This is a genomic window from Ignatzschineria sp. LJL83 (genome assembly GCF_054871845.1).
On sequence record NZ_JBTXLY010000008.1, the window covers coordinates 1 to 20,873 of the forward strand.

Annotated in this window: 21 protein-coding genes; 4 read left to right on the forward strand and 17 right to left on the reverse strand. The window is 37.0% G+C overall.

Annotation, left to right across the window (positions count from 1 at the left end; genetic code table 11):
• Positions 1–74 precede the first annotated feature (74 nt).
• The 8 genes from ACYSN2_RS06300 to ACYSN2_RS06335 form a co-directional block, all read right to left on the reverse strand.
• A complete protein-coding gene (locus ACYSN2_RS06300) occupies positions 75–311 on the reverse strand; it encodes a WapI family immunity protein (RefSeq protein ID WP_461749408.1) in 237 nt (78 codons plus the stop codon).
• A gap of 28 nt (positions 312–339) precedes the next feature.
• Complete coding sequence (locus ACYSN2_RS06305; protein ID WP_461749409.1) at positions 340–648, reverse strand: colicin immunity domain-containing protein; 309 nt, start codon at positions 646–648, stop codon at positions 340–342.
• A gap of 80 nt (positions 649–728) precedes the next feature.
• Positions 729–1,082 carry a hypothetical protein gene (locus ACYSN2_RS06310; RefSeq protein ID WP_461749410.1) on the reverse strand — a complete coding sequence of 118 codons (354 nt, stop codon included), beginning with the start codon at positions 1,080–1,082 and terminating at the stop codon, positions 729–731.
• Positions 1,083–1,110: 28 nt separating this feature from the next.
• Positions 1,111–1,467 (reverse strand): Imm8 family immunity protein, encoded by a 357-nt coding sequence (locus tag ACYSN2_RS06315; RefSeq protein ID WP_461749411.1) that lies wholly within the window; start codon positions 1,465–1,467, stop codon positions 1,111–1,113.
• A 256-nt stretch (positions 1,468–1,723) separates the two neighbouring features.
• Positions 1,724–2,071 carry a hypothetical protein gene (locus tag ACYSN2_RS06320; protein WP_461749412.1) on the reverse strand — a complete coding sequence of 116 codons (348 nt, stop codon included), beginning with the start codon at positions 2,069–2,071 and terminating at the stop codon, positions 1,724–1,726.
• A gap of 116 nt (positions 2,072–2,187) precedes the next feature.
• Positions 2,188–2,382 carry a DUF2283 domain-containing protein gene (locus ACYSN2_RS06325; RefSeq protein ID WP_461749413.1) on the reverse strand — a complete coding sequence of 65 codons (195 nt, stop codon included), beginning with the start codon at positions 2,380–2,382 and terminating at the stop codon, positions 2,188–2,190.
• An 85-nt stretch (positions 2,383–2,467) separates the two neighbouring features.
• Positions 2,468–2,917 (reverse strand): MepB family protein, encoded by a 450-nt coding sequence (locus ACYSN2_RS06330; protein WP_461749414.1) that lies wholly within the window; start codon positions 2,915–2,917, stop codon positions 2,468–2,470.
• 123 nt (positions 2,918–3,040) lie between these two features.
• Positions 3,041–3,811 (reverse strand): ABC transporter ATP-binding protein, encoded by a 771-nt coding sequence (locus ACYSN2_RS06335; RefSeq protein ID WP_461749415.1) that lies wholly within the window; start codon positions 3,809–3,811, stop codon positions 3,041–3,043.
• Between the two features lie 328 nt (positions 3,812–4,139).
• Here ACYSN2_RS06335 and leuS point away from each other — a divergent pair, with 328 nt between their 5' ends.
• Complete coding sequence (gene leuS / locus ACYSN2_RS06340; protein WP_461749416.1) at positions 4,140–6,725, forward strand: leucine--tRNA ligase; 2,586 nt, start codon at positions 4,140–4,142, stop codon at positions 6,723–6,725.
• 182 nt (positions 6,726–6,907) lie between these two features.
• Here the strand turns inward: leuS and ACYSN2_RS06345 are convergent, their stop codons facing one another.
• Positions 6,908–7,051, reverse strand: coding sequence for a hypothetical protein (locus ACYSN2_RS06345; protein ID WP_461749417.1), 144 nt, complete (start codon positions 7,049–7,051; stop codon positions 6,908–6,910).
• Between the two features lie 184 nt (positions 7,052–7,235).
• Complete coding sequence (locus ACYSN2_RS06350) at positions 7,236–8,021, reverse strand: DUF817 family protein (RefSeq protein ID WP_461749418.1); 786 nt, start codon at positions 8,019–8,021, stop codon at positions 7,236–7,238.
• 443 nt (positions 8,022–8,464) lie between these two features.
• Between ACYSN2_RS06350 and msrA the strand changes: the two genes are divergently transcribed.
• Together msrA and ACYSN2_RS06360 are read left to right on the forward strand one after the other, a co-directional pair.
• Positions 8,465–8,977, forward strand: a complete 513-nt coding sequence (gene msrA, locus ACYSN2_RS06355; protein WP_461749419.1) for a peptide-methionine (S)-S-oxide reductase MsrA — start codon at positions 8,465–8,467, stop codon at positions 8,975–8,977.
• Positions 8,978–9,196: 219 nt separating this feature from the next.
• Positions 9,197–9,793, forward strand: coding sequence for a hypothetical protein (locus ACYSN2_RS06360; RefSeq protein ID WP_461749420.1), 597 nt, complete (start codon positions 9,197–9,199; stop codon positions 9,791–9,793).
• 159 nt (positions 9,794–9,952) lie between these two features.
• Here ACYSN2_RS06360 and ACYSN2_RS06365 read toward each other — a convergent pair whose 3' ends face one another.
• Positions 9,953–10,360 carry a YchJ family protein gene (locus ACYSN2_RS06365; protein WP_461749421.1) on the reverse strand — a complete coding sequence of 136 codons (408 nt, stop codon included), beginning with the start codon at positions 10,358–10,360 and terminating at the stop codon, positions 9,953–9,955.
• Between the two features lie 332 nt (positions 10,361–10,692).
• Here ACYSN2_RS06365 and ACYSN2_RS06370 point away from each other — a divergent pair, with 332 nt between their 5' ends.
• Positions 10,693–13,353 (forward strand): ComEC/Rec2 family competence protein, encoded by a 2,661-nt coding sequence (locus ACYSN2_RS06370; protein WP_461749422.1) that lies wholly within the window; start codon positions 10,693–10,695, stop codon positions 13,351–13,353.
• On the opposite strand, the gene ACYSN2_RS06375 is transcribed toward ACYSN2_RS06370, so the two are convergent.
• From ACYSN2_RS06375 to ACYSN2_RS06400, 6 genes are all read right to left on the reverse strand, one after another.
• Complete coding sequence (locus ACYSN2_RS06375; protein WP_461749423.1) at positions 13,332–14,120, reverse strand: DeoR family transcriptional regulator; 789 nt, start codon at positions 14,118–14,120, stop codon at positions 13,332–13,334. The two genes, ACYSN2_RS06370 and ACYSN2_RS06375, sit on opposite strands and share 22 nt — an antisense overlap.
• A 539-nt stretch (positions 14,121–14,659) precedes the next feature.
• Positions 14,660–16,087, reverse strand: a complete 1,428-nt coding sequence (gene gatB, locus ACYSN2_RS06380; RefSeq protein ID WP_461749424.1) for an Asp-tRNA(Asn)/Glu-tRNA(Gln) amidotransferase subunit GatB — start codon at positions 16,085–16,087, stop codon at positions 14,660–14,662.
• 130 nt (positions 16,088–16,217) lie between these two features.
• Positions 16,218–17,669, reverse strand: coding sequence for an Asp-tRNA(Asn)/Glu-tRNA(Gln) amidotransferase subunit GatA (gene gatA / locus ACYSN2_RS06385; protein ID WP_461749425.1), 1,452 nt, complete (start codon positions 17,667–17,669; stop codon positions 16,218–16,220).
• 12 nt (positions 17,670–17,681) lie between these two features.
• Positions 17,682–17,966, reverse strand: a complete 285-nt coding sequence (gatC, locus tag ACYSN2_RS06390; protein ID WP_461749426.1) for an Asp-tRNA(Asn)/Glu-tRNA(Gln) amidotransferase subunit GatC — start codon at positions 17,964–17,966, stop codon at positions 17,682–17,684.
• A complete protein-coding gene (ccoS, locus tag ACYSN2_RS06395) occupies positions 17,956–18,198 on the reverse strand; it encodes a cbb3-type cytochrome oxidase assembly protein CcoS (protein WP_461749427.1) in 243 nt (80 codons plus the stop codon). The genes gatC and ccoS overlap by 11 nt, the downstream gene beginning before the upstream one ends.
• Complete coding sequence (locus ACYSN2_RS06400) at positions 18,195–20,660, reverse strand: heavy metal translocating P-type ATPase (protein ID WP_461749428.1); 2,466 nt, start codon at positions 20,658–20,660, stop codon at positions 18,195–18,197. The genes ccoS and ACYSN2_RS06400 overlap by 4 nt, the downstream gene beginning before the upstream one ends.
• Positions 20,661–20,873 lie beyond the last annotated feature (213 nt).

The following is a 20,873-nucleotide window of genomic DNA, read 5'->3' on the forward strand; positions in this document are numbered from 1 at the left end:
GATACGCAAGCAGTTCAATATGTGGAAGATCTACTAAATAATAGACCTAGAAAGGTGTTAGGATATTTAACACCTTATGAGTATTTGGTCAAAAACGTACTTGTCGCACTTCGTATTTGAATCTGCCTTTCTATAAGCTCTCTAGTCAGTAAACAGGGATCTTTTTTATTGATATATAAATTATTTTCAGGATCTTCTATAAATACATTAATTACCAACCAATTCTTATCATACAGATCCATTGAATGTGAAAACTCATAATCAACTATTTTTAAAATAATTTTTTTATTTCTTTCTTTTAAATACAACATATAAAAACAAACCCATTCAACAACAACTTCAAGAATTACAACGATTTTTCTGCCATGAGTTACTTAACAAATATATTTCAGTATATAGTTCCTCATCATTCAGATCTTTTATATCTCTTAACAAAGGATCTGAACAATAACAATCTAATGTAGAAAAAACCATATCAATATACATTTGTGTTTGTAATGTAACCTTCATCCCCTCATCAATAAAATCTCTACATTCTCGCCATTTTTTACTGTATTTAATTTCAAAATCTGAAGCTGTAATTTGTTCTTTAAGATAGCTATCGATCAACTCTATTAGAGTTTCTACACAAAGAGAATTAAAACACACTACGCAATCTCTCCCAATAAAGCAGACACCTTAACTTATTCAAAAAAAACTCCATGAATAATAATTTTTCCACATCTTTTTCACCTATAAAAATATTTATCTAAGCATATAAGTGGATTTTCATAAAATCTCTCATGTGCTTCTTTCAATATTTTATTGATAGAATTTCTCAGTTCTTTGTAATCATAATGTGAAATAATTAAGAAACCTCTTTTTTCTATTAAAAAACATGGTTGGTTCTTTTCTCCCTTAAAAGCGGCTTCTGGTGTCAGTAATCTACAATAATAAACTTCTTGTTTTTCTGGACCTACATCATCATATTTAAATATCAACTTCATAATAATATCTACATCTTCATTTAAAGGACTCCAATGTCTCATTCTTATATTGTCATTACTGATATCTACCAGCTTCAATCGTTTCAATACTCTCATAATTCATCTCATAGATTTATCTAAAGTTTTATCGAAAATATGAATCATATTCCCACCCAAAATACTTGCAAAGGGAGGAACAACTTCTAACATAATCCCCTTCATCACATTTTCTTACAATGTCCTTTAAAGTGTCATATAACAAATCATAGTTATAATGACTTATTAATAATGTATGTTTACCAGTAAGTAAAAAAAGTCGTTTATAGTCAATTTTCATTAATGCTTGCGGACTGACTAAAGACACATAGAAATAATTAATTCCATCAGTATCATCAAAAGCGATTGTTAAATCCAAACTTAAATTGATATCTTCAGGTTCTGGATTCCACGTTTTTAAATTAATTAAATTTGATGAAATATCCCGTAATGTTAAAAAGCTCATAACTTCTTCCTAATCCCTCTTATAAAACCTACTAAATATTCATCTCTTACTTCCGCTATCGGAGTAAAAAAAGTAAAGCCAAAAAAAATCATATTCCGCAGAATAATATTTACCATGATATTTTCCGCTCCATCCGATTAGCACATTTTCGGCATTGAAACGAAATCCTCGGCATTTTTGCCCGTTATAGACCGAGAGATAATTGCCCCATTCATTCTATTGAATAAGAATTATTCCTAAACAACAACTATCTTTATTAATTTTTCCTGAAAGATATCATGCAATTAAATGCTATCAAATCACTTAAACCAGAAATTATCTGATAAGAAGAACTATCAACATTATATTCCTTTGTATAAAAGGTGAAATAGGAATACTCTATCCATTTCACAAAAGATAAGAACAGATCTTCTACAATATATTTATCATATTCTTTTACAAAAACATCGATGAAGTAACCTTTGGGCTTCGTAAAGAAATCAAAATCCTTAATTATCTTTTCATCTTTTAAGCTATTTAAAAAAACTTGCATTTCTATAGATAGTCCAGAATCAAAAATTATTTGTAAATCCTTGCTAAATTCTATTGCTATATTTTTTTTCAAAATTATCTCCTTTTAGGTATATATATGTCACTATTAGTCAAACTTTTAAGCATCATAAGAATATTATTAATTAAAATAAAAAGTATCTATCTTATAAATTAAATACATATTCTTAATTACAATAAGATCTCTATACCGTATATATTTCCATTTTCATCATAATCTATAAATATTTCTGCTGATCCCGTATTAATATAATCTTGGAGCTTAATCTGGGATTTAACCAAATCTTTATTCTTATTTTCTCTAGGGAATTTCAGATAAGCGGTATCTTCATCTTGACTTACTTTCCATTTAAATTTACCACTCATTCCAACAACCCTTTATTATTAAAGGGGTTATTTTACTGCGTTTAAATTTAAATCCAAATATAACAAATACAATAAGTTTATATTATTACTCAATAAAAAATGGCAATTGCCATTGAGCAACTTTAGAAGCGTTAGAATTGAGGTTTTTATCCCACGGCGCATAGATTCGAAATGCCATTTTTCCTTTCTCTATTTGAGAAGATAAAATGCCTTGCGAGAGTAAGATTGATTTAGGAAAGATGAAACGCCCTTTTTGATTCCCATCCATAATATTCACAACTAAATAATCAGAGAATTTTTCTACATCAAAGGGGATATTCTTATTTTCAGAATCCTTTTCCCAAATAGCGAGAAAATATCCTGCCTTTTTCGGCGTTCTTTTGGCAAGATGGGAGCGATATTGAACATTTGAATCCTGTTCAAAACAGAAATCGAACCCCTCATATTCCTGATTATAAGAATCACGCCGTAAAATAGTAAATGCCGGCATTTTAGAATTTGCAACGAGCCGATGATACCAATGAATCGTTTGCATCTCTCCGGCATTCCATAAGTTTTGCGGTTTATCAATAGCGATACGGATATTGCTATTGATCTAAAATGCCGAGAATTTACTCGGCATAATCTTCATTCAATACTGTGATGATTGCGTTTTTGATTAGCGATTATAGTGCTTGATGAATTGCTTAAAACGCTCTGATTTTGGATTCGTGAAGAGTTCTTGCGGATCGCCCTCTTCTTCAATTCTACCTTCATGGAAAAATACCACGCGATTCGATACATTGCGTGCAAAATCCATTTCGTGTGTTACAACAATCATCGTCATGCCTTCTTTTGCTAAATCTTGCATCACGGTTAATACTTCATGCACGAGTTCTGGATCAAGCGCTGATGTGGGCTCATCAAAGAGAATTACGCTTGGTTCCATTGCGAGTGCTCTTGCGATTGCCACTCGTTGTTGTTGTCCGCCGGAAAGTGAAATCGGATAATCATTCACTCGCTCGCTCATACCCACTTTTGCTAAGAGTTTTAATGCGCGCTCTCTTGCTTCTGCTTTGGATAAACCTAAAACATGAATCGGCGCTTCAACCATATTTTCAAGAACCGTCATATGTCCCCAAAGATTGAAGTTTTGAAATACCATGCCGAGTTCTGAACGCATTTTTTGCAAGGCTTTAGGATCTTTCGCAACTAACCCCTTATCGCCGGGAATTAATACGAGCTTTTCGCCATTGAGCGTAATATCGCCCTGATCAGGGTTTTCAAGCATATTAATACAACGTAAGAAGGTGCTTTTTCCGGAGCCGGAAGCACCTAACATGGAAACCACATCGCCTTTATTGAGCGTTAATGAAATTCCTTTTAGAATCTCGCGATCGCCAAATGATTTATGGATGTTTTCAACGACCAAAGTGGATTGACTTGTCATATATGATAATTCCTACGTTTTCTAATACTTATGCAAGCCGATTATTATAACAACATTCCATAAGTTCGGCGGAACATTTCTGATCAAACTCTACCTTCATTAGAACAACTCCCATTGAAGTTCGTGTATAATAGCAAGGTTAAAAATTATATAGATTCATATAATTTGATCTATTTGTATATTTTGATGACTGTCACATTTTAGAACGCTGAAAAAGCCTTTATTTGATCTAAAAATATGGATCACTAAATGCCGAGAACTCTCCTAAAGTGTGATGATTCATCTCAATTTGTTGTATTTCTATATTATAAATAAAGGATTTTATAGGATGAAACCAACCTACGAAGCGGCCGCAATCGAAGCTGCTGCGCAAGCATTCTGGGAAAAAAACGCCTCCTTTACAGTGGTCGATCAAACAGATAAACCGAACTATTACTGTCTCTCAATGTTCCCTTATCCATCAGGAAGGCTACATATGGGTCACGTTCGTAACTACACCATTGGTGATGTGATTACACGTTACAAAAAAATGAGTGGTTACAATGTTATGCAACCAATTGGTTGGGATGCATTTGGAATGCCGGCAGAAAATGCGGCGATTGATAACAAAGTATCGCCAAACTCATGGACGAATAAAAATATCGTCTATATGCGTCAGCAATTTAAAGAGCTCGGTTTTGGCTTTGATTGGTCCCGTGAATTTTCAACGTGCGATCCTGAATATTATGGTTGGGAGCAATGGTTCTTCCTACAACTTTATAAAAAAGGCGTCATTTACCGCAAAAATGGCGTTGTAAACTGGGATCCTGTGGATCAAACAGTTCTTGCTAATGAGCAAGTGATTGACGGCCGTGGTTGGAGATCTGATGCGCTCGTTGAACGCCGTGAAATCCCAATGTATTACTTCAAAATCACAGATTATGCTGATGAATTACTGGATGATCTAAATCTTCTTGAAGATTGGCCGGAACAAGTTCGCACCATGCAAGCGAACTGGATCGGAAAATCACAAGGAATGGAAGTCACATTCCTTCATGATGATGGTCAATTCAACGTATTTACAACACGCCCTGATACATTAATGGGTGTGACTTACGTTGCCGTAGCGCCGGAGCATCCAATTGCAGCGAAAGCAGCAGAAAACAATGCAGAACTTGCGGAGTTCATCAAAGAGTGCCAAAAAACTGGGACAAGTGAAGCTGATTTTGCAACACAAGAAGCAAAAGGCATGCCGACAGGACAATTTGCAACACATCCTTTAACGGGTGAAAAAGTCGAAATTTGGGTTGCGAACTATGTCTTAATGGCATACGGCGATGGTGCGGTAATGGCTGTGCCGGCGCACGATTCACGTGACTTTGGTTTTGCGAAAAAATACAATTTGCCGATGAAACTTGTGATCGAGCCAAAAGATGGCAACGAATCATTAGATGTTTGGCGTGAAGAACTTGCTGAACATGGCACATTAGTAAATTCTGGCGAATTCACAGGATTAAACTTTGATGAAGCATTTGAGAAAATCGGTGCGGCATTAGAAGCGAAAAACTTAGGTCATGCAAAAACGCAATATCGTCTTCGTGACTGGGGAATTTCTCGTCAACGTTATTGGGGTTGCCCAATTCCGATTATTAACTGCCCAAGCTGTGGCGAAGTACCGGTTCCTGAGAAAGATCTTCCGGTAGTGCTTCCAACAGATTGTATTCCAGATGGTTCTGGAAATCCGCTCAACAAATTGGATTCTTTCAAGAAAGTTGCTTGCCCAAGTTGTGGTGGCGCTGCGGAACGTGAAACCGATACGATGGATACCTTCGTTGAATCTTCATGGTATTACGCGCGCTTTGCATGTAGCCAATATAAAGATGGCATGATTGATCCTACAGCCGCAACCGCATGGCTTCCTGTGGATCAATATATCGGCGGCGTTGAACATGCGATTTTGCACCTTCTCTACTCTCGCTTCTTCCATAAACTCATGCGTAATGAAGGTCTGTTAGGAGATGTTGAAAAGGTAGGTCCTGAGCCATTTAAAGCACTTTTAACACAAGGAATGGTGGTTGCACCGTCATTCTTCCGTCATGGTTCTAAAGGCTATGAATGGTTCAACGTGAAAGATGTGGAAGCACGTGATGTCGATGGTAAAAAAGAGTATTTCTTAAAAGCAGACGGCAAACCTGTGACTTACTACGGCATTCAGAAGATGGGTAAATCGAAGAATAACGGCGTAGATCCTGAAGCAATCGTAAAAGCTTACGGCGCTGACGTTTCTCGTCTATTCATGATGTTTACATCGCCACCAGAGCAAACTCTTGAATGGTCTGATGCCGGTCTTGAAGGCGCAGATCGTTTCTTACGCCGAGTATGGAACTTTGCGTATGAAAACCAAGCGCTTCTCAAAGATAGCACTTTAGATGTGAACAACATCACAGAGAAAGCTGCGAAAGATGCTCGCCGTGAAATTCATCAAGAGCTCAAAAAAGCATTGTATGACTACGAAAGATTCCACTTTAATACTGTGATTTCTGCGAATATGATTATGCTTAATATCTTAAGCAAATTGAAAGATTCAAAAGATGATGCGGCAGTAAAACAGGAAGGTTTCGCAATCATGCTTCGTCTTTTAAGCCCGATTGTACCGCACATTGTGCACACAATTTGGTCGGATCTTTTCGGTGATGATATTTTGGATCACGCATTACCACTCGTTTCAGAAAGCGCATTAGTCGCTGATGAAGTGAAATATATGGTTCAAGTAAATGGTAAACTTCGTGGCGACATCGTGATGCCGGCATCTGCTTCGAAAGAAGAGATTGAACAAGCAGCACTTGCGAATGAAAACGCGCAGAAATTCATCGAAGGTGAAATTCGCCGTGTGATCGTTGTTCCAAATCGCTTAGTGAATATTGTTGCGAACTAATTGATTAGTTGCGTACAGTTATTCATCAATCTGTAACTTATAAAAGTTTAGTTCAGAAAGCTGAAGTACATAAAACTAAAAAACGATTTCCAAATGGAAATCGTTTTTTATATCATTCTTTTGTGGACATCACTGATAACACTACTGCCGATACTGATACCTATCTCGATACCAAAGCAGTATTACAACGTACAAGCACCGCCCACACAGCCCACATCTTCAATCTCTTCAGGTTCAGATGCATCAATCGGATTCTCTGAATTCCCGGCAACGCCATCATAGAGATTATCCAAATCAAACGTTAAATCATCTAACTCTTCACTCATTTTTAACTCTCCTACAATAGACAAGGCTTCATTATATTAAACTCTCAAAAATATTCCTGATTTCTGTCTAATCTTCATCAATTTTTCATGAAATATCCATAAAATACTCACTCGCTAATCGAGAATTTTTAATTAAAAATCATATTGATAGATAAATAGATACTCTTAACAAATCTCATTATCCTTAGGTATATGAGAGCTTTCCACTCTTTGTGACAGGATAGAGTTTATAGACAATCGCTAATGCCGTTAATATCAGAAGATACCAAGAAATAATTTTTTGTGGAGACACAATCTGCCATAAATTTGCTTGATGCGGATAACTCCATACAGCGTAATATGTACCAATATTTTCGGCAATCCAGAGCAAAATGCCGATGGAAAACAGAATCCCTAAAAAGGGGACTTTAATCGTGCCAACCGTAAGTTTAAAAGAGATCATCGTTTTTCTAAATATCAGAACACTCAAGACAAAAATAATCCATCTTAAATCTGATACATAATGATGCGTGACAAAATTCACATACGCCAAACTTGCAATAATTAATATCGCATAATAATGGGGGAAATTCGTAAATTGACACTGGAAATTACGCTGAAATCGTAAAATATAAGAACCCACCGAAGCATACATAAATCCGGTAATCAGCGGTACTTCATAGAGATATAAAAATCCTTCATGCTCGTAACTCCATGATCCCATTTTTACTTTAAAGATCTCCATGCTCATTCCCAAAATATGAAAGATAAAGATCATTCCTGATTCTCGTAATGTTTCTATTTTACAAAGCACAAAAAGAAGCTGTATCACAACAGCCGAAAGAGTCAAAAAATCGTATCGGCTTAATACAGCATTTTGAGGATAAATCCAAGATGTCAGAACGATAAGTAGTAATATCGAGATCCCAAAAATACAACTATTGATCTGCTTCATACTAAAATCGAGCATGCCCAGTAAAATAGTTTTCATAAAGGAAATTCTACGCTAAAAACAGAGGTGGTTAAAGATCAGTATCAATAAGTTAGGGAATATAAAATCCAACATAAAAATTCAATAACCCGATAAAAGTTAGTAGATATTGCGAATTCCCCCTTCTCCCTAGATTTTACACACAAAAAATTGATGAAATACGTTATGCTCTACTCATGTCTACTTCAATATGAAAATTGAATACTTTCCGATGCATCATTATTTCGGTTTCAAATTCTAAAAAGGATTAATACAGCTGGCACGGAATCTTCTGAAGAATGTAAGCATCAGCACCAGCGATGACTCAGCCTCCATTTTTCAATTGAAGTTTCTCAAACCAATTTCACGATAAATGTTCTTCAAATAAACAATATTCAAAAGGCTATTTGAAGTGCATTTAAATAATTAGAACAAATCACAAAATACTTAAAAAGGATATATTCATGCAAGAGCAAGATATTAGAACCATTGTCGTCGCCGGTGGCTGTTTTTGGGGCGTGGAAGAATATTACAAACGCTTGAAAGGCGTGATTTCAACTACGGTAGGTTATTCGCAAGGCATTACGGATAATCCAAGTTATGAAGAAGTCTGCACGATGGAAACCGATCACGCAGAGGTTGTAGAAGTCGTTTATGATCATAATGTCATTACGCTTGAGAATATTTTAGAGCATCTCTTTCGAATGATTGATCCGCTTTCGCTTAATCAACAAGGCGGTGATGTGGGTACGCAATACCGCACCGGCATTTACTACTCTGATTCTAAGGATCTTCCAGTAATCAAACACTTCTTTATGCAAGAGCAACAAGCTTATTCTGCGCCGATTGCTGTTGAAGTTGAACCGCTTAAAAACTTCTGGAATGCCGAAGAGATGCATCAAGATTATTTAGCGAAAAATCCAAGAGGATATTGTCACATTAACTTCTCTCTTATTAAGCCAAGAGAGCTCAAATAATCTCATTTTTTATAAATATGTGAATTTATGTATTTGAAAATTTGTGAAAATCATTACCTGATCAGAATCAGGTAATGATCACTTAAATTCCCGCTCTGTATAGAGATACGTTACTATTTTATGGTGAAGCCAATAAATACAACTAGTTAAGCGCTTCATAACAGATCAAACCCTAGCAATCCATAACTCAATAGGGAATTTAACTGATAGTGAGGGGCTATGAAAAAAAATACATACGACAATGAACTCATCAATTTTTATCAAAAACTCAGTCTTTGTTACTCTTTTAAAGAGATAAACTTATCACATACACCAAAAGAAATTTCTCTTAAATCTCGCAAATTTACAGACTCCGAACTCTTTGATAATATTCAAACAGGCATTAATAACCTACAATCCTTAGGAATCGAAAAACTACTGCAATATCGTATGAATGTGTATCAACAAAATACTCTTGAAACGATTCCCATTCTTAAAAGTTTAAATCTTAGTTTAGAAACATTGGAACACCTAGATTCCGTCACAAAGATTAAACAAGCGCTACTTAATCTGATTGATTACACCATCTTCACAATTGCGGTAAATGATAAGAGCCATACTTCTATCAATGAAATTAGAGAGTATATTTTTACACTCGAAGATTACTGCTTACAAATTGAACATACCAAAGATCTCAGAGAGAGATGCCAAACTGAAAGTACATCTGACATCTTGCAAGTTAAATTAGAAGAAGATCTACAAAAGATGAGCTGTTATTTAAAGCATATTGAAGATATCTATGAAATATTACTATTAGAAATCAAAAAAGCTTCATAACTTTTATAAAACAAACAGAAGCGATAAGCGTTTTACTTCTCTTATCGCTTCTGTTTTTTCATCTCTCTTATCTGTATCTTCTCTTACCGTTGATGTCTTATGGAGTGGATGCCTTATGAAGATATTCCTAATGAAATATTACTTTAAAAACCTCAAGATCTAAAACTCCCCATCAAGATATTTGATCATTCCCTCTTCTACGACAAATCGGCTTCTTTCAATGAGCTTACCCACTTCTCCTTGATCTCTATATCGCGCTTCAAATGTTACAAAGCTTTCCCCTTTTTCATTTTCAGCTTCCGTTTTAAGAATTTTCAAATAAAACCACTGTAATGAGGGATCTTCTTCGATGCCCTCTTTGGGCCTAGTAGTGCTATGCCAACTTAGCATCAAATACTCCGGCATCGCAAAGGCAAAGGCTGAAAATCGAGAACGCATTAATTGCTCCGCGGTAGATGGAGCTTCGCCATTATGAAGCGGATAACAACACATTTGATAATGCTTTCCGCTTTGGCAAGGACACGCTTTTTTCAGCCTACTTTTTAATAATTTATTGTGGTTTGTCATAATGTCATCAATATTTAATTTGAAAATATCACATCTAAAAATCCGCTCTCGAATTCGGATATCAGACTGCTAATCTGTATATCCTAAAGAGACCAACACAAAATTGTATCGCGAATTGCCCTCTCTTCAAAATCTCTCCTACACTTCTTAAATTCGTCTTTCTCTCTAATGAATATTGACCGTTAGGCATTTTTCTTCACACGATCAAAATATCATTAATCAGAAAAACTCCAATGAAAACCGCGCTCTATTCTTTTTCTCTATTAAAAAGCTTTCAATGATCGCTTTTTACAAACTCACTTATCATTATGATTCCCATCGCTTTTGCTTTTATGATTGAAGCTTTATGGCTGATTCTTTCTCCTTTCAATGAAACCATCACAATCACAGTTTCCATAATCAGTGCGCTTATGGCACTGCTTTGGGCATCTTATTTGTTCATTAAGCACTCATTCTCTTTCTCCACAACCAATACATTTTTTAGCTTTATTGCGATCGGCATTATGGGAAGCTTTTATCTCTATTTTCCAGCATTGAAAGAACAGCAACTCATTGCAAACAGTTTGCCTCAGACCTTTTCAACAACTTTTCAAGTGATCCAAAACCATCAAGCACAAAGTACCACCATTCAAATTCTCAAAGCTCATGTGATAGACACCGATAGCAATGAATCCCTCATAACATCCTTTATAGAACGTAGAGAAAGTCAGGAAAGTAAAGAAAGTAGAGAGAAAATCAAAAATGAGAAATTATTAGCAGAAGCTTTAAAGCATAGCCAAATTCGCATTTTTAATATAAAACATGAAATTAAAAGCTCCATGTCTGAAGGAGAAATCTATCAAGGAACCATCTCGATACGTCCTCGTTTTTATCGGAATATTCCCGGCGACCGACAACGAATTTTACAATCCCTTGCTAAAAAAGAGATTGGTTATGGAAAACTTGAAGATATCCCAGAAAAACTTTCAGAAAAATCTACCATTCAATTATTTCGGCAACAGAGCATACAATATTTTTATGAAAACTTTAAATTTGGAGGGTACTTAAGCGCTCTATCTGTCGGTGTCACACAACATTTAACGCAAACAGATTGGCAGATATTAAGGCAAACAGGCACGATTCATTTGGTTTCTATTTCTGGCCTACATCTCTCTTTAACCGCATTTTATGCCTTTATTATTTTTAGAGTATTATCGGGTTTATTTGCTTTTCGAACAATTCCCCCTTTTAAATTTGCGGCGATTTGTTCTATCATCGTCGCTTGGAATTATGCGCTCATTGCCGGCATGAGCTTACCTACATTAAGAGCCGCCATCATGTTTACGCTCGTGATGTGTTCTCTCCTTGCTAATCGAGCGCTATTTAGCTTACATAGCATCAGTATGGCGCTGTTAATCATCTTAATCCTAAATCCTCTCTCTATTCTACAGCCGGGATTTTGGCTCTCTTTTATCGCTGTCACGATTTTAATATTATCCTCTCGTGTTTTTACCTCTTCCATTCGAACCTTACTTTTTACACAATGCATTATCTCTCTATTACTGATTCCATTAACTGCAAGTTTCTTTGGAGAAGTATCTCTCATCAGCCCTCTCATCAACTTATTCGCCATTCCGTGGACAAGTATCATGATCATGCCGTCATTATTACTTGGAACTCTGTTTTTACCCATCAGCAAAGTGATCGCCAATTTTTTTCTCAATCTTGCTGATCAAGGTATCCATGTATTAGTGACAAGCATCCAATGGAGCGCACAAGTTCCTTTCGCATCCATTCACACGACAAAAATACCGCTCATATTCGCTATTTTAATCACAACCATATCGCTATTTGTTCTCTATTATTATCCAAGATTAAAATTACTGAAATCACGATATTTACCATTATTTGTATTACAGAGCAGACGATACCATTATCAGTTATATAATTTTTTCCGGCATTTTTTCTTCAAAGAGATCAGACATTCACTGCTGATATTCATCGTCATCGGGATCGGTATGATGTCTATCTCTTTTGCAATCATGATCTATCAGTATCATGAAAACCACCAAGAGATGCAAAATCAGGCTCAAGAAGATAACATCCATATTTATCTCTTACCGGTAGGCGAAGGATTATCGCTACTATTTCATTCCTCAAAGCTGAATTTTTTATTCGATACGGGGAATCGATTTATGAATTTTGATGCCGGCAAGCAGATTATTTTACCGACTTTAAATTATCTCAATATGCAAGATTTAGATCTGCTATTTCTAAGTCTTAAAAATCAGCAACATATTGGTGGCACCAGATCGATTCGAACGAATCTTCCGCAAGATCGTATTCATAACATCATTGCACACCAAGATCTCTTATGGTTATTAGATGAAGCAACCGATTGCCGGCAGCTCCAAGGTGCTTTCAATCAGGCAAGCTTCATTACCATTCAGCCCATTCCTGAAATTCAGTCTAGCTGTGCCTTTGCCGTAACCATTGCCGATCAAGTTCGGTTATATCTTGTATCTGATATTACAGAATTAGAATGGAAGGATTTTCAAAACAACAAAATTCTCCATGATTCTTCCGAAACAGAATATTCTCACGAAATTCTACTCTACCCAAATCAAGGTCGTAGTCGCTATCCCCTACAACCTTCCTTTTTTTCTTCCAACATCCAAAATAATATTGCGTTATTTTCAACTCGGGAGCTTCACTCTAGTGTTACAAACTCTATTCATTCCATTCATTTTGATGCCGTTAATTTCGACAATTTTGATAATTTTGATAATTTTGATAATTTTGATAATTTTGATAATTTAGAAAGTCCCAAAAACTTCCAACCCCCTCAAAACTTCAGTAAAACAACACCGAATATTCGTTCATATAATAGCTATTATGGAACTATCCATTTACATCTAAAAATTTCATCAGACAATAAAAATGCGAAGCCAAAAATTCAGCTTCGCATTGAAAATTATGCCGATAACGAACGTTATTGGTGGTTAAAGCTCTGAAAATTTGCTTCAGGTGTAATCAGTGTAATATCACGATTATGAAGCATCATAGAGATTTCAGAAGGTAACTCGCCATCTGTGATAATCGTATCGAATGCACTTAAAGGAAGTGCTAAATAGGTTGCAACTGCACCATATTTACTATTATCTGCAACAAGCACTAAACGCTTTGAAATATCTGGAAGAACCTTTTTAATCGGAACACGCTCTTCTGTAGGAAGAGATACCCCTTTCAAACCCCAAGATGGCGCTGATACGAAAGCAATATCAATCAGATAATTTTCAACACCGCGAGCGGCACTTTCGCCAACACTACAATTTGTTTCAGGACAAACTGTTCCACCGGTATGAATGAGTTTTCCACGACCATTTTCAATCAAGTAAAACATGATCAAAAAATCATTGGTAATAATTGTGAGATCTTCACGATCTTTAATCTGACGCGCAATCGCCAAAGTTGTGGTACCTGAATCTAAAAAGACACAGCTGTTAGGAGGAATTTCATTGGCGGCTAAGGCACCAATCATCCGTTTCCCATCCTCATGAAGCGCTTCTTTCACTTTATGCGTTAATTCGCTCGATAATCGCTCTGCTGCTTTTACACCGCCGGAAACCGTAATAACCTTTCCTTTCTTTTCCAGCTTTTGTAAATCGCGGCGAATGGTCATATGTGACACATCCAATAACTCAATGAGCTCATTAATTGTTGCGATCCCTTTTTCAGAAACTACCGATAAGATAGCCTCATGTCGTTCTATGGGAATCATAAATATTCCTCCTCGTAACATTCAATTTTAAGCTGCTGTTGAAGTTGTCCTGACAGTTCGTAATATGTGATTATTCACATCGAGCTTTATCTTTTATTTTATATAGAATTTCTCCAGCAGCGGAAATAAGCAATTTTTCAATCTTAGAAATCTTTGTTGCCTAAATATAAAATATAAAGATTTACAAAAATAAATCAATATTTAAATATCAAATAACTAAAAATAATAAATTTTAATATTATTAAGAGCAGCTATTTCTACAATAGTTATAAAGAGTTATAGTCTGTGACAATGATCAAATAATGAGTGGTAAATAGACAACTTTCTCAAAGATTTTATCCTGATTTAACGTAAGAATCAGCCTTCACGATTTTTTTCACAAATAAAAAGCCAGACTGTTGTCTGGCTTTTCTTTATCAAAACAGATGTTGTTATTAAAAATAATTTAATAAAAAACAAAAATATTTAAATTATAAAAAATTAATATTTATGATTAATGTCAATTAAAATATGAAATATAACATCGTTTATTTCAAAAGTTACTGATTTAACTTTTCAATAATGATCTTATTGATCGCAGCTGGATCTGCTTTTCCTTGACTGAGCTTCATCACTTGCCCCACAAAGAAACCTAAAATCTTCGTTTGACCTGACTTGAACTGCTCAACTTGTTTTGGATTCTTCGCAATAATATCATCAACCCAGCCTTCAATTGCGCCGGTATCCGTTACTTGCTTCAAGCCTTCTCGCTCAATAATCTCATCTGCACTATTCCCGCGCTCAATCATTAAGCCAAATACTTTTTTCGCAATATTATTGGAGATCGTTTTATCTTGAATACGATTCAGAAGTCCTGCTAAGTTCTCTGCTGAAACTGAAAGCTCATCAATTTCTAAGCCTTTTTCATTCAAGTATGCCGAAACATCGCCTAACAACCAGTTGACTGCCATTTTTGGATCGACTTTAAACGACAACAGAGCCGTAAAGTAATCTGCCATTGCGCGTGATTGCACTAAAATGCCGGCATCATAATCTGATAACTCATATTTTTCCATCAACTCGACTTTCAATTCGTCCGGCATTAATGGGAAGCTCGCTTTCACAGCTTCAATATGTTCATCACTAATGATGATTGGTAATAGATCTGGATCATGGAAATAACGGTAATCATTCGCTTCCGCTTTTGCACGCATCGATCTTGTTTCATTTTTATCTGAATCATACAATCTTGTTTCTTGCGTAATTGAACCGCCGGATTCAAGCACTTTGATTTGACGCGCAACTTCGTAGTTAATCGCTTGCTCGATAAATCTGAAAGAGTTGATATTTTTAAGCTCTGTACGCGTTCCTAAAGGTTCGCCTGGTTTTCTAATAGAAACGTTCGCATCACATCTAAATGAACCTTCTTGCATGTTACCATCACTAATATCTAACCAAGTGACGATTTGATGCAATTGGCGAAGATAGCTAATCGCTTCACTTGCCGAACTTAAATCAGGTTCAGAAACAATCTCTAAAAGTGGCGTTCCTGCGCGGTTCAAGTCAATTCCAGTCATTCCCGGAACGGCACCATGACGTGAACTTCCCGCATCTTCTTCTAAATGCGCACGGTTTACACGAATTTTTTTCGGACCATCTTCTGTTTCGATCATTAAAAATCCATCATACACAATCGGCGCATCCAGCTGACTTGTTTGATAGCCTTTTGGTAAATCTGGATAAAAATAATGTTTACGCTCAAAAATAGTGCGTTGTTGCACTTTTGAATTTGTTGCAATTGCTAAGCGAATCGCTTTATCAATCACAGCTTCGTTTAGCATCGGCAATACGCCGGGTAACGCAATATCAAAAATCCCCGCTTGAGTATTTGCCGGTTGCCCATAAAGAGTGCTTGTACCGGAAAATAGCTTGGTTTTTGTCGTTAACTGAGTATGGACTTCAAGTCCAATTACCACTTCCCAACTCATGATTATTCCTCTATTTTTTCTTTAAATAATATTGTTGCATAAAAATACATAATGAATTTTGACGATTTCTACAACTTTCTGCTTCTTCAAATACCATGAAGTGAAAGTTTTCTAAAGATTCTAAAGATACTTAGTCAAAATTCGCTGGGAATGCTTTATGCCAATCACTATTTTGTTGATATTGATGCGTTGCTGCTAAGAGCTTCGATTCTTCAAACGCACGACCAATTAAGTGGAATCCGACAGGAAGTCCTGAACTTAAGCCCATTTGATGGCTAATTGCCGGCAATCCTGAAAGGTTTGCCCCAATTAAGTTGGCATCAAAGAGAGAATTTTGAATACTTGGCGCTTGATGATTTTTACCAAATGCCGGTCCTGCAACGGTCGGTCCTGCAATGAAATCGACATCTTTTAAGATTTCATTGTATTCATTGGTAATTAAACGGCGGATTTGTTGGCTCTTAATGAAGAAATCATCGTAAAGCACTTCTGTCGTTGCATACGTTCCCATTAAGATTCGGCTCTTCACTTCTTCGCCGAAACCTTCGGTTCGTGTGCGATAATAGAGCTCTTCCAAATTCTGAACATTTTCCGCACGATAACCAAAGCGAATGCCGTCAAAACGCGATAAGTTACTTGCCGCTTCTGCCGGCGCAATCACGTAATATACCGGCGTTACAAGTTCATGATATTTCAAATCTACAGAAACCATCTCAATGCCGAGCTTTCTATAAATTTCTAATGTTTCATCAATGGCTTTTGCAGTTTCCGCATCAATATCGCCGGCAAAAAATTCGCGTGGCAGCGCCATCTTCATGCCTTTTAACGGCTGATTTAATTCTTGTGAAAATCTTGGTAATGCAATATCTGCAGATGTTGGATCTTTCGCATCAAATCCCGCCATACCTTCAAGAACAATCGCGCAATCTTCTGCATTTTTCGCAAGGACACCGCCTTGATCTAAAGACGATGCAAATGCGATTAAACCATAACGAGAAACACGGCCGTAAGTGGGTTTAATGCCGGTAACACCACAGAAACTTGCAGGTTGACGAATAGAACCGCCGGTATCTGAACCTGTTGCTGCCATCACAAGTCCTGCGGCAACTGCTGCTGCTGAACCACTGGATGAACCGCCGGCAACGTGCTCTGCGCTCCAAGGGTTATTCGTTGTACCAAAGAAGCTTGTCGCTCCCGTTGAACCCATCGCAAACTCATCCATATTCACTTTACCAAGTGAAATAGCACCGTTTGAACGAAGGTTTTCGACAACGGTTGCATCAAATGGTGGCACATAGTTGCTCAACATTTTTGAAGCAGCGGTTGTTAAGGTTCCTTTTGTAGAAACAAGATCTTTATGCGCAATGGGAATCCCTGTTAAGAGAGATTGCTGATGATTTTTAATGGTTTCATCGGCATTTTTCGCAGCCTCTTTTGCATCATCAAAAGTCGTGGTGATGAAACTATTTAATTGCGTATCATACTTTTCAATTCGTGCTTGGAAATATTCTTCCACTTCTACAGCTGAAACTTCGCCTTTATCTAATTGCGCGCGAAGTTCGGCAATTGTTTGTTTATGCATAATCATTCTCTTTTATTCAATAACCTGAGGAACAAGATATAAACCATCTTCAACACTTTGCGACAATTTTTGAAGCTCATCGCGCTCATTTTCAACTGTCACAACATCTGCACGAAGGCGAAGCGTTGCATCAAAAGGATTCGTCATCGGCATAATTCCTTCAGTATTCACATCTTTAATACCACGAATGACTTCCGCCATATCTTCGAGCCTCATTTTCTGGCTCTCTAACTTTTCATCAACATGCAGATGTGATAAAAAAGCTAACCACTCTACCGTTTTATGATCAATTTTCATTTTTTATCCTTTCTTTGGAAGTACTCTGTGTTTCATCAAGAGAAGATCCTTGCTCGACAGATTTCTCTACTTTTTTCTCTTCTAAGGGACGAATATCTTCATCAAATAAAATCTGATGTGCCGGCCCTTCCATATCATCAAACTGATCTGAACGAACTGCCCAAATAAAGGCATATCCCGCAGCAACCATTCCCGCTAATGTTAGGGGAAGTAATATAAAAAGTGGACTCATTCTTCTCGTCCCTCCCTAATTCGTAATGTGTTTCCAACTACAATTAATGAGCTTAAACTCATTCCTAAAGCTGCCATCCATGGCAAAACTAATCCCGTCATAGCGCATGGAATCGCGACGACATTATATAATAACGCCCAAAAGAGGTTTTGCGTAATAATTTTATCGGTTCTTTTGGCGATTTTTAAACCTTCTACTAAAGGCTCTAAATGATTTTTACTCATTAAAATCATATCTGCCGTAGATTGTGCTAATAACGCACCTTGTCCAATGGCAATAGATACATCCGCCTTTGCTAATACTGGCCCATCATTGATCCCATCGCCGAGCATTGCGACAATAGCGCCTTTCTCTTGCAGTGATTCCACATAGCGCAGCTTATCTTTCGGCAGAAGATCGCCTTTTGCATCTTCAATTTGTAGAGATTCATTAAACTGATTCACGGTTTCTTGTCGATCTCCACTTAGGATATGTAGCACATATCCTTCAGATTTCAGATAGTTAATCACTTCTTCTGTATCTTCTTTTAAGGTATCAAGCAGTGAGAACGCTACCAACAGCTCATCATCAATCCCTAATCCAACCCAAAGCCCAGAATCAAATTCAATATCGATATTTTCTAAATTGAACCAATCTAAACGCCCAATTTTATAGGTTTTGCCGGCAATATTTCCGGTAATGCCACGTCCCACGATATTTTCAATTTCAAGTGCCGGTAATATTTCTACATTATTCTCATAGAGCCATTCATTAAAACCAAAGGCAATCGGATGGCTTGACGTAGATTCTAACGTTGCGGCAATTTGCATAAATTCACGCTCACTCTGCGCTTTCGATAGTACATGCACGCTATCTATCGTTAATATTCCTTCCGTTAAAGTCCCTGTTTTATCAAAAACGATATCAGTGACTTTCCCTAAGGTTTCAAGCGCACCTGCTCTTGTGGCAATGAGCCCTTTCTCAATGATTGCCTGATTGCCGGCACTTAATGCCGAAGGCGTTGCTAATGCAAGTGCACAAGGACAAGATACAACGAGCACTGCAAGCGTTACGGCAAATGCTTCCGATAATCCATCAATAAAGTACCAAGCGATAAAAGTGCCGGCACAGGCGATGAATAAACCAATAACGAAATAGGTAGAGATAATATCGGCAAGCATGGCAATTTTTGGCTTTTCACTCATCGAACGATCGATTAATCGTGCCATTTGCGACAGAACGGTTTCAGCGCCAACAATGGTCACTTTCATCTTCAAAGGCTGTTCATAGTTTACAGAACCGCCAATGAGCTGATCGCCCTTATGCTTTTCAAGTGGCAAACTCTCTCCTGAAAGGAGCGATTCATCTACCATTGCCAAATCTTCTAATAAAACGCCATCCACCGGAATACTTTCGCCGGACTTAATGAGAAGAATATCGCCCACTGCTAATCGATTGGTTGCCACTAATTCAACACTACCATCCGGATTGATTCTTTCTGCAAAATTCGGTTTGAGCTTCAAGATATCATCAGAGATCAAGAGAGATTTATGTCTCGCGCTTGTTTCTAAAACCCTTGCACCCAAAAGTAGAAAGACAAACATCGTGACACCTTCATAATAGGTTTCTCCAATGCCCATCACGGTGTTATATGCGCTCCATAATGTACCAGCAATCACGGCAATGGAGATATTCACATTCATGGTCAAATGCTTATTTTTAAGATCATGATACGCAGATCTGTAAAAACTCATGCTGGAATAAGTTGCGCATGGGATCGTTGCAAACAGACTAAACCACCGCAACAGCTGATAAGAACTATCTGACATATCGCCAGAATAGTAACCAAAATAGAGCGCGACTGAAATCGTCATCACTTGCATGGAAAAAAGTGCCGCAATACCAAATTCCATTAATAACGAGCGCCATTCTTTCTTTAAGCGCTTCTGCTCTAATTGCTCATCATACGGTGTTCCTTGATACCCCAAGTTTAAAATTGCAAGGAGAATATCTGACACTTTTACTTCTTCAGGATTAAAACTCAAATGCGCACGATGGGTTGTGAGGTTAATGTCAAATCGCTCCACACCTTTTAAACGCTTCACGGTATTTTCTAATAACCACACACAAGCAGCACAGGTGATTTTATCGATGATTAGATATGCATCTGAAATCTCTTTGCCATGCTTATCTGTTCTTTTAGAGATAAACTGCACCGCAATATCTGGATGATCATAAAAATGCATCTGCTGTTTTAATTCTTCCGGAATCAAATTAATTGCGGTTTCTGGCGTTATGGGCGCTTCTGATCTAAATTCGTAATATTTCGTCAAACCCGTTTGATCGATCATTTCCGCAACAGCTCGGCAACCAGTACAACACATGGGTTGTTCTTTACCTTGAATTTCTGCCGTAAAAGGTGCCTTACCAATAATCGGTAACTCACAGTGATAACATTGCTGTTTATCTAAAGTTTTGGTCATAAAAGCCTACACCTTACTCAATACAATTAATTGATTTATTATAGATCATTTGAGGGTAAAAGAATGCTTGAAGCCTGATCAAACTTTTCAAATAAACTCTTTAAAAAAACTCATGATACTTCCCCTGATCGATAGTGCAATATGTGATAGATCATCCAATGACTATAGACCATTCACACCAAGATCACTCTTCACTTTCCCTACAACTAGAAA

What these genes read in the sequence shown, in the direction of transcription:
- ACYSN2_RS06335 (WP_461749415.1), bottom strand. Translation starts at nt 3,811, where the DNA reads ATGACAAGTCAATCCACTTTGGTCGTTGAAAACATCCATAAATCATTT.
- ACYSN2_RS06315 (WP_461749411.1), bottom strand. Translation starts at nt 1,467, where the DNA reads ATGAGCTTTTTAACATTACGGGATATTTCATCAAATTTAATTAATTTA.
- gatC (WP_461749426.1), bottom strand. Translation starts at nt 17,966, where the DNA reads ATGAAAATTGATCATAAAACGGTAGAGTGGTTAGCTTTTTTATCACAT.
- gatB (WP_461749424.1), bottom strand. Translation starts at nt 16,087, where the DNA reads ATGAGTTGGGAAGTGGTAATTGGACTTGAAGTCCATACTCAGTTAACG.
- ACYSN2_RS06375 (WP_461749423.1), bottom strand. Translation starts at nt 14,120, where the DNA reads ATGATTCCCATAGAACGACATGAGGCTATCTTATCGGTAGTTTCTGAA.
- leuS (WP_461749416.1), top strand. Translation starts at nt 4,140, where the DNA reads ATGAAACCAACCTACGAAGCGGCCGCAATCGAAGCTGCTGCGCAAGCA.
- ccoS (WP_461749427.1), bottom strand. Translation starts at nt 18,198, where the DNA reads ATGAGTCCACTTTTTATATTACTTCCCCTAACATTAGCGGGAATGGTT.
- ACYSN2_RS06400 (WP_461749428.1), bottom strand. Translation starts at nt 20,660, where the DNA reads ATGACCAAAACTTTAGATAAACAGCAATGTTATCACTGTGAGTTACCG.
- gatA (WP_461749425.1), bottom strand. Translation starts at nt 17,669, where the DNA reads ATGCATAAACAAACAATTGCCGAACTTCGCGCGCAATTAGATAAAGGC.
- ACYSN2_RS06345 (WP_461749417.1), bottom strand. Translation starts at nt 7,051, where the DNA reads ATGAGTGAAGAGTTAGATGATTTAACGTTTGATTTGGATAATCTCTAT.
- msrA (WP_461749419.1), top strand. Translation starts at nt 8,465, where the DNA reads ATGCAAGAGCAAGATATTAGAACCATTGTCGTCGCCGGTGGCTGTTTT.
- ACYSN2_RS06365 (WP_461749421.1), bottom strand. Translation starts at nt 10,360, where the DNA reads ATGACAAACCACAATAAATTATTAAAAAGTAGGCTGAAAAAAGCGTGT.
- ACYSN2_RS06370 (WP_461749422.1), top strand. Translation starts at nt 10,693, where the DNA reads ATGATTGAAGCTTTATGGCTGATTCTTTCTCCTTTCAATGAAACCATC.
- ACYSN2_RS06325 (WP_461749413.1), bottom strand. Translation starts at nt 2,382, where the DNA reads ATGAGTGGTAAATTTAAATGGAAAGTAAGTCAAGATGAAGATACCGCT.
- ACYSN2_RS06300 (WP_461749408.1), bottom strand. Translation starts at nt 311, where the DNA reads ATGTTGTATTTAAAAGAAAGAAATAAAAAAATTATTTTAAAAATAGTT.
- ACYSN2_RS06310 (WP_461749410.1), bottom strand. Translation starts at nt 1,082, where the DNA reads ATGAGAGTATTGAAACGATTGAAGCTGGTAGATATCAGTAATGACAAT.
- ACYSN2_RS06360 (WP_461749420.1), top strand. Translation starts at nt 9,197, where the DNA reads ATGAAAAAAAATACATACGACAATGAACTCATCAATTTTTATCAAAAA.
- ACYSN2_RS06350 (WP_461749418.1), bottom strand. Translation starts at nt 8,021, where the DNA reads ATGAAAACTATTTTACTGGGCATGCTCGATTTTAGTATGAAGCAGATC.
- ACYSN2_RS06330 (WP_461749414.1), bottom strand. Translation starts at nt 2,917, where the DNA reads ATGCAAACGATTCATTGGTATCATCGGCTCGTTGCAAATTCTAAAATG.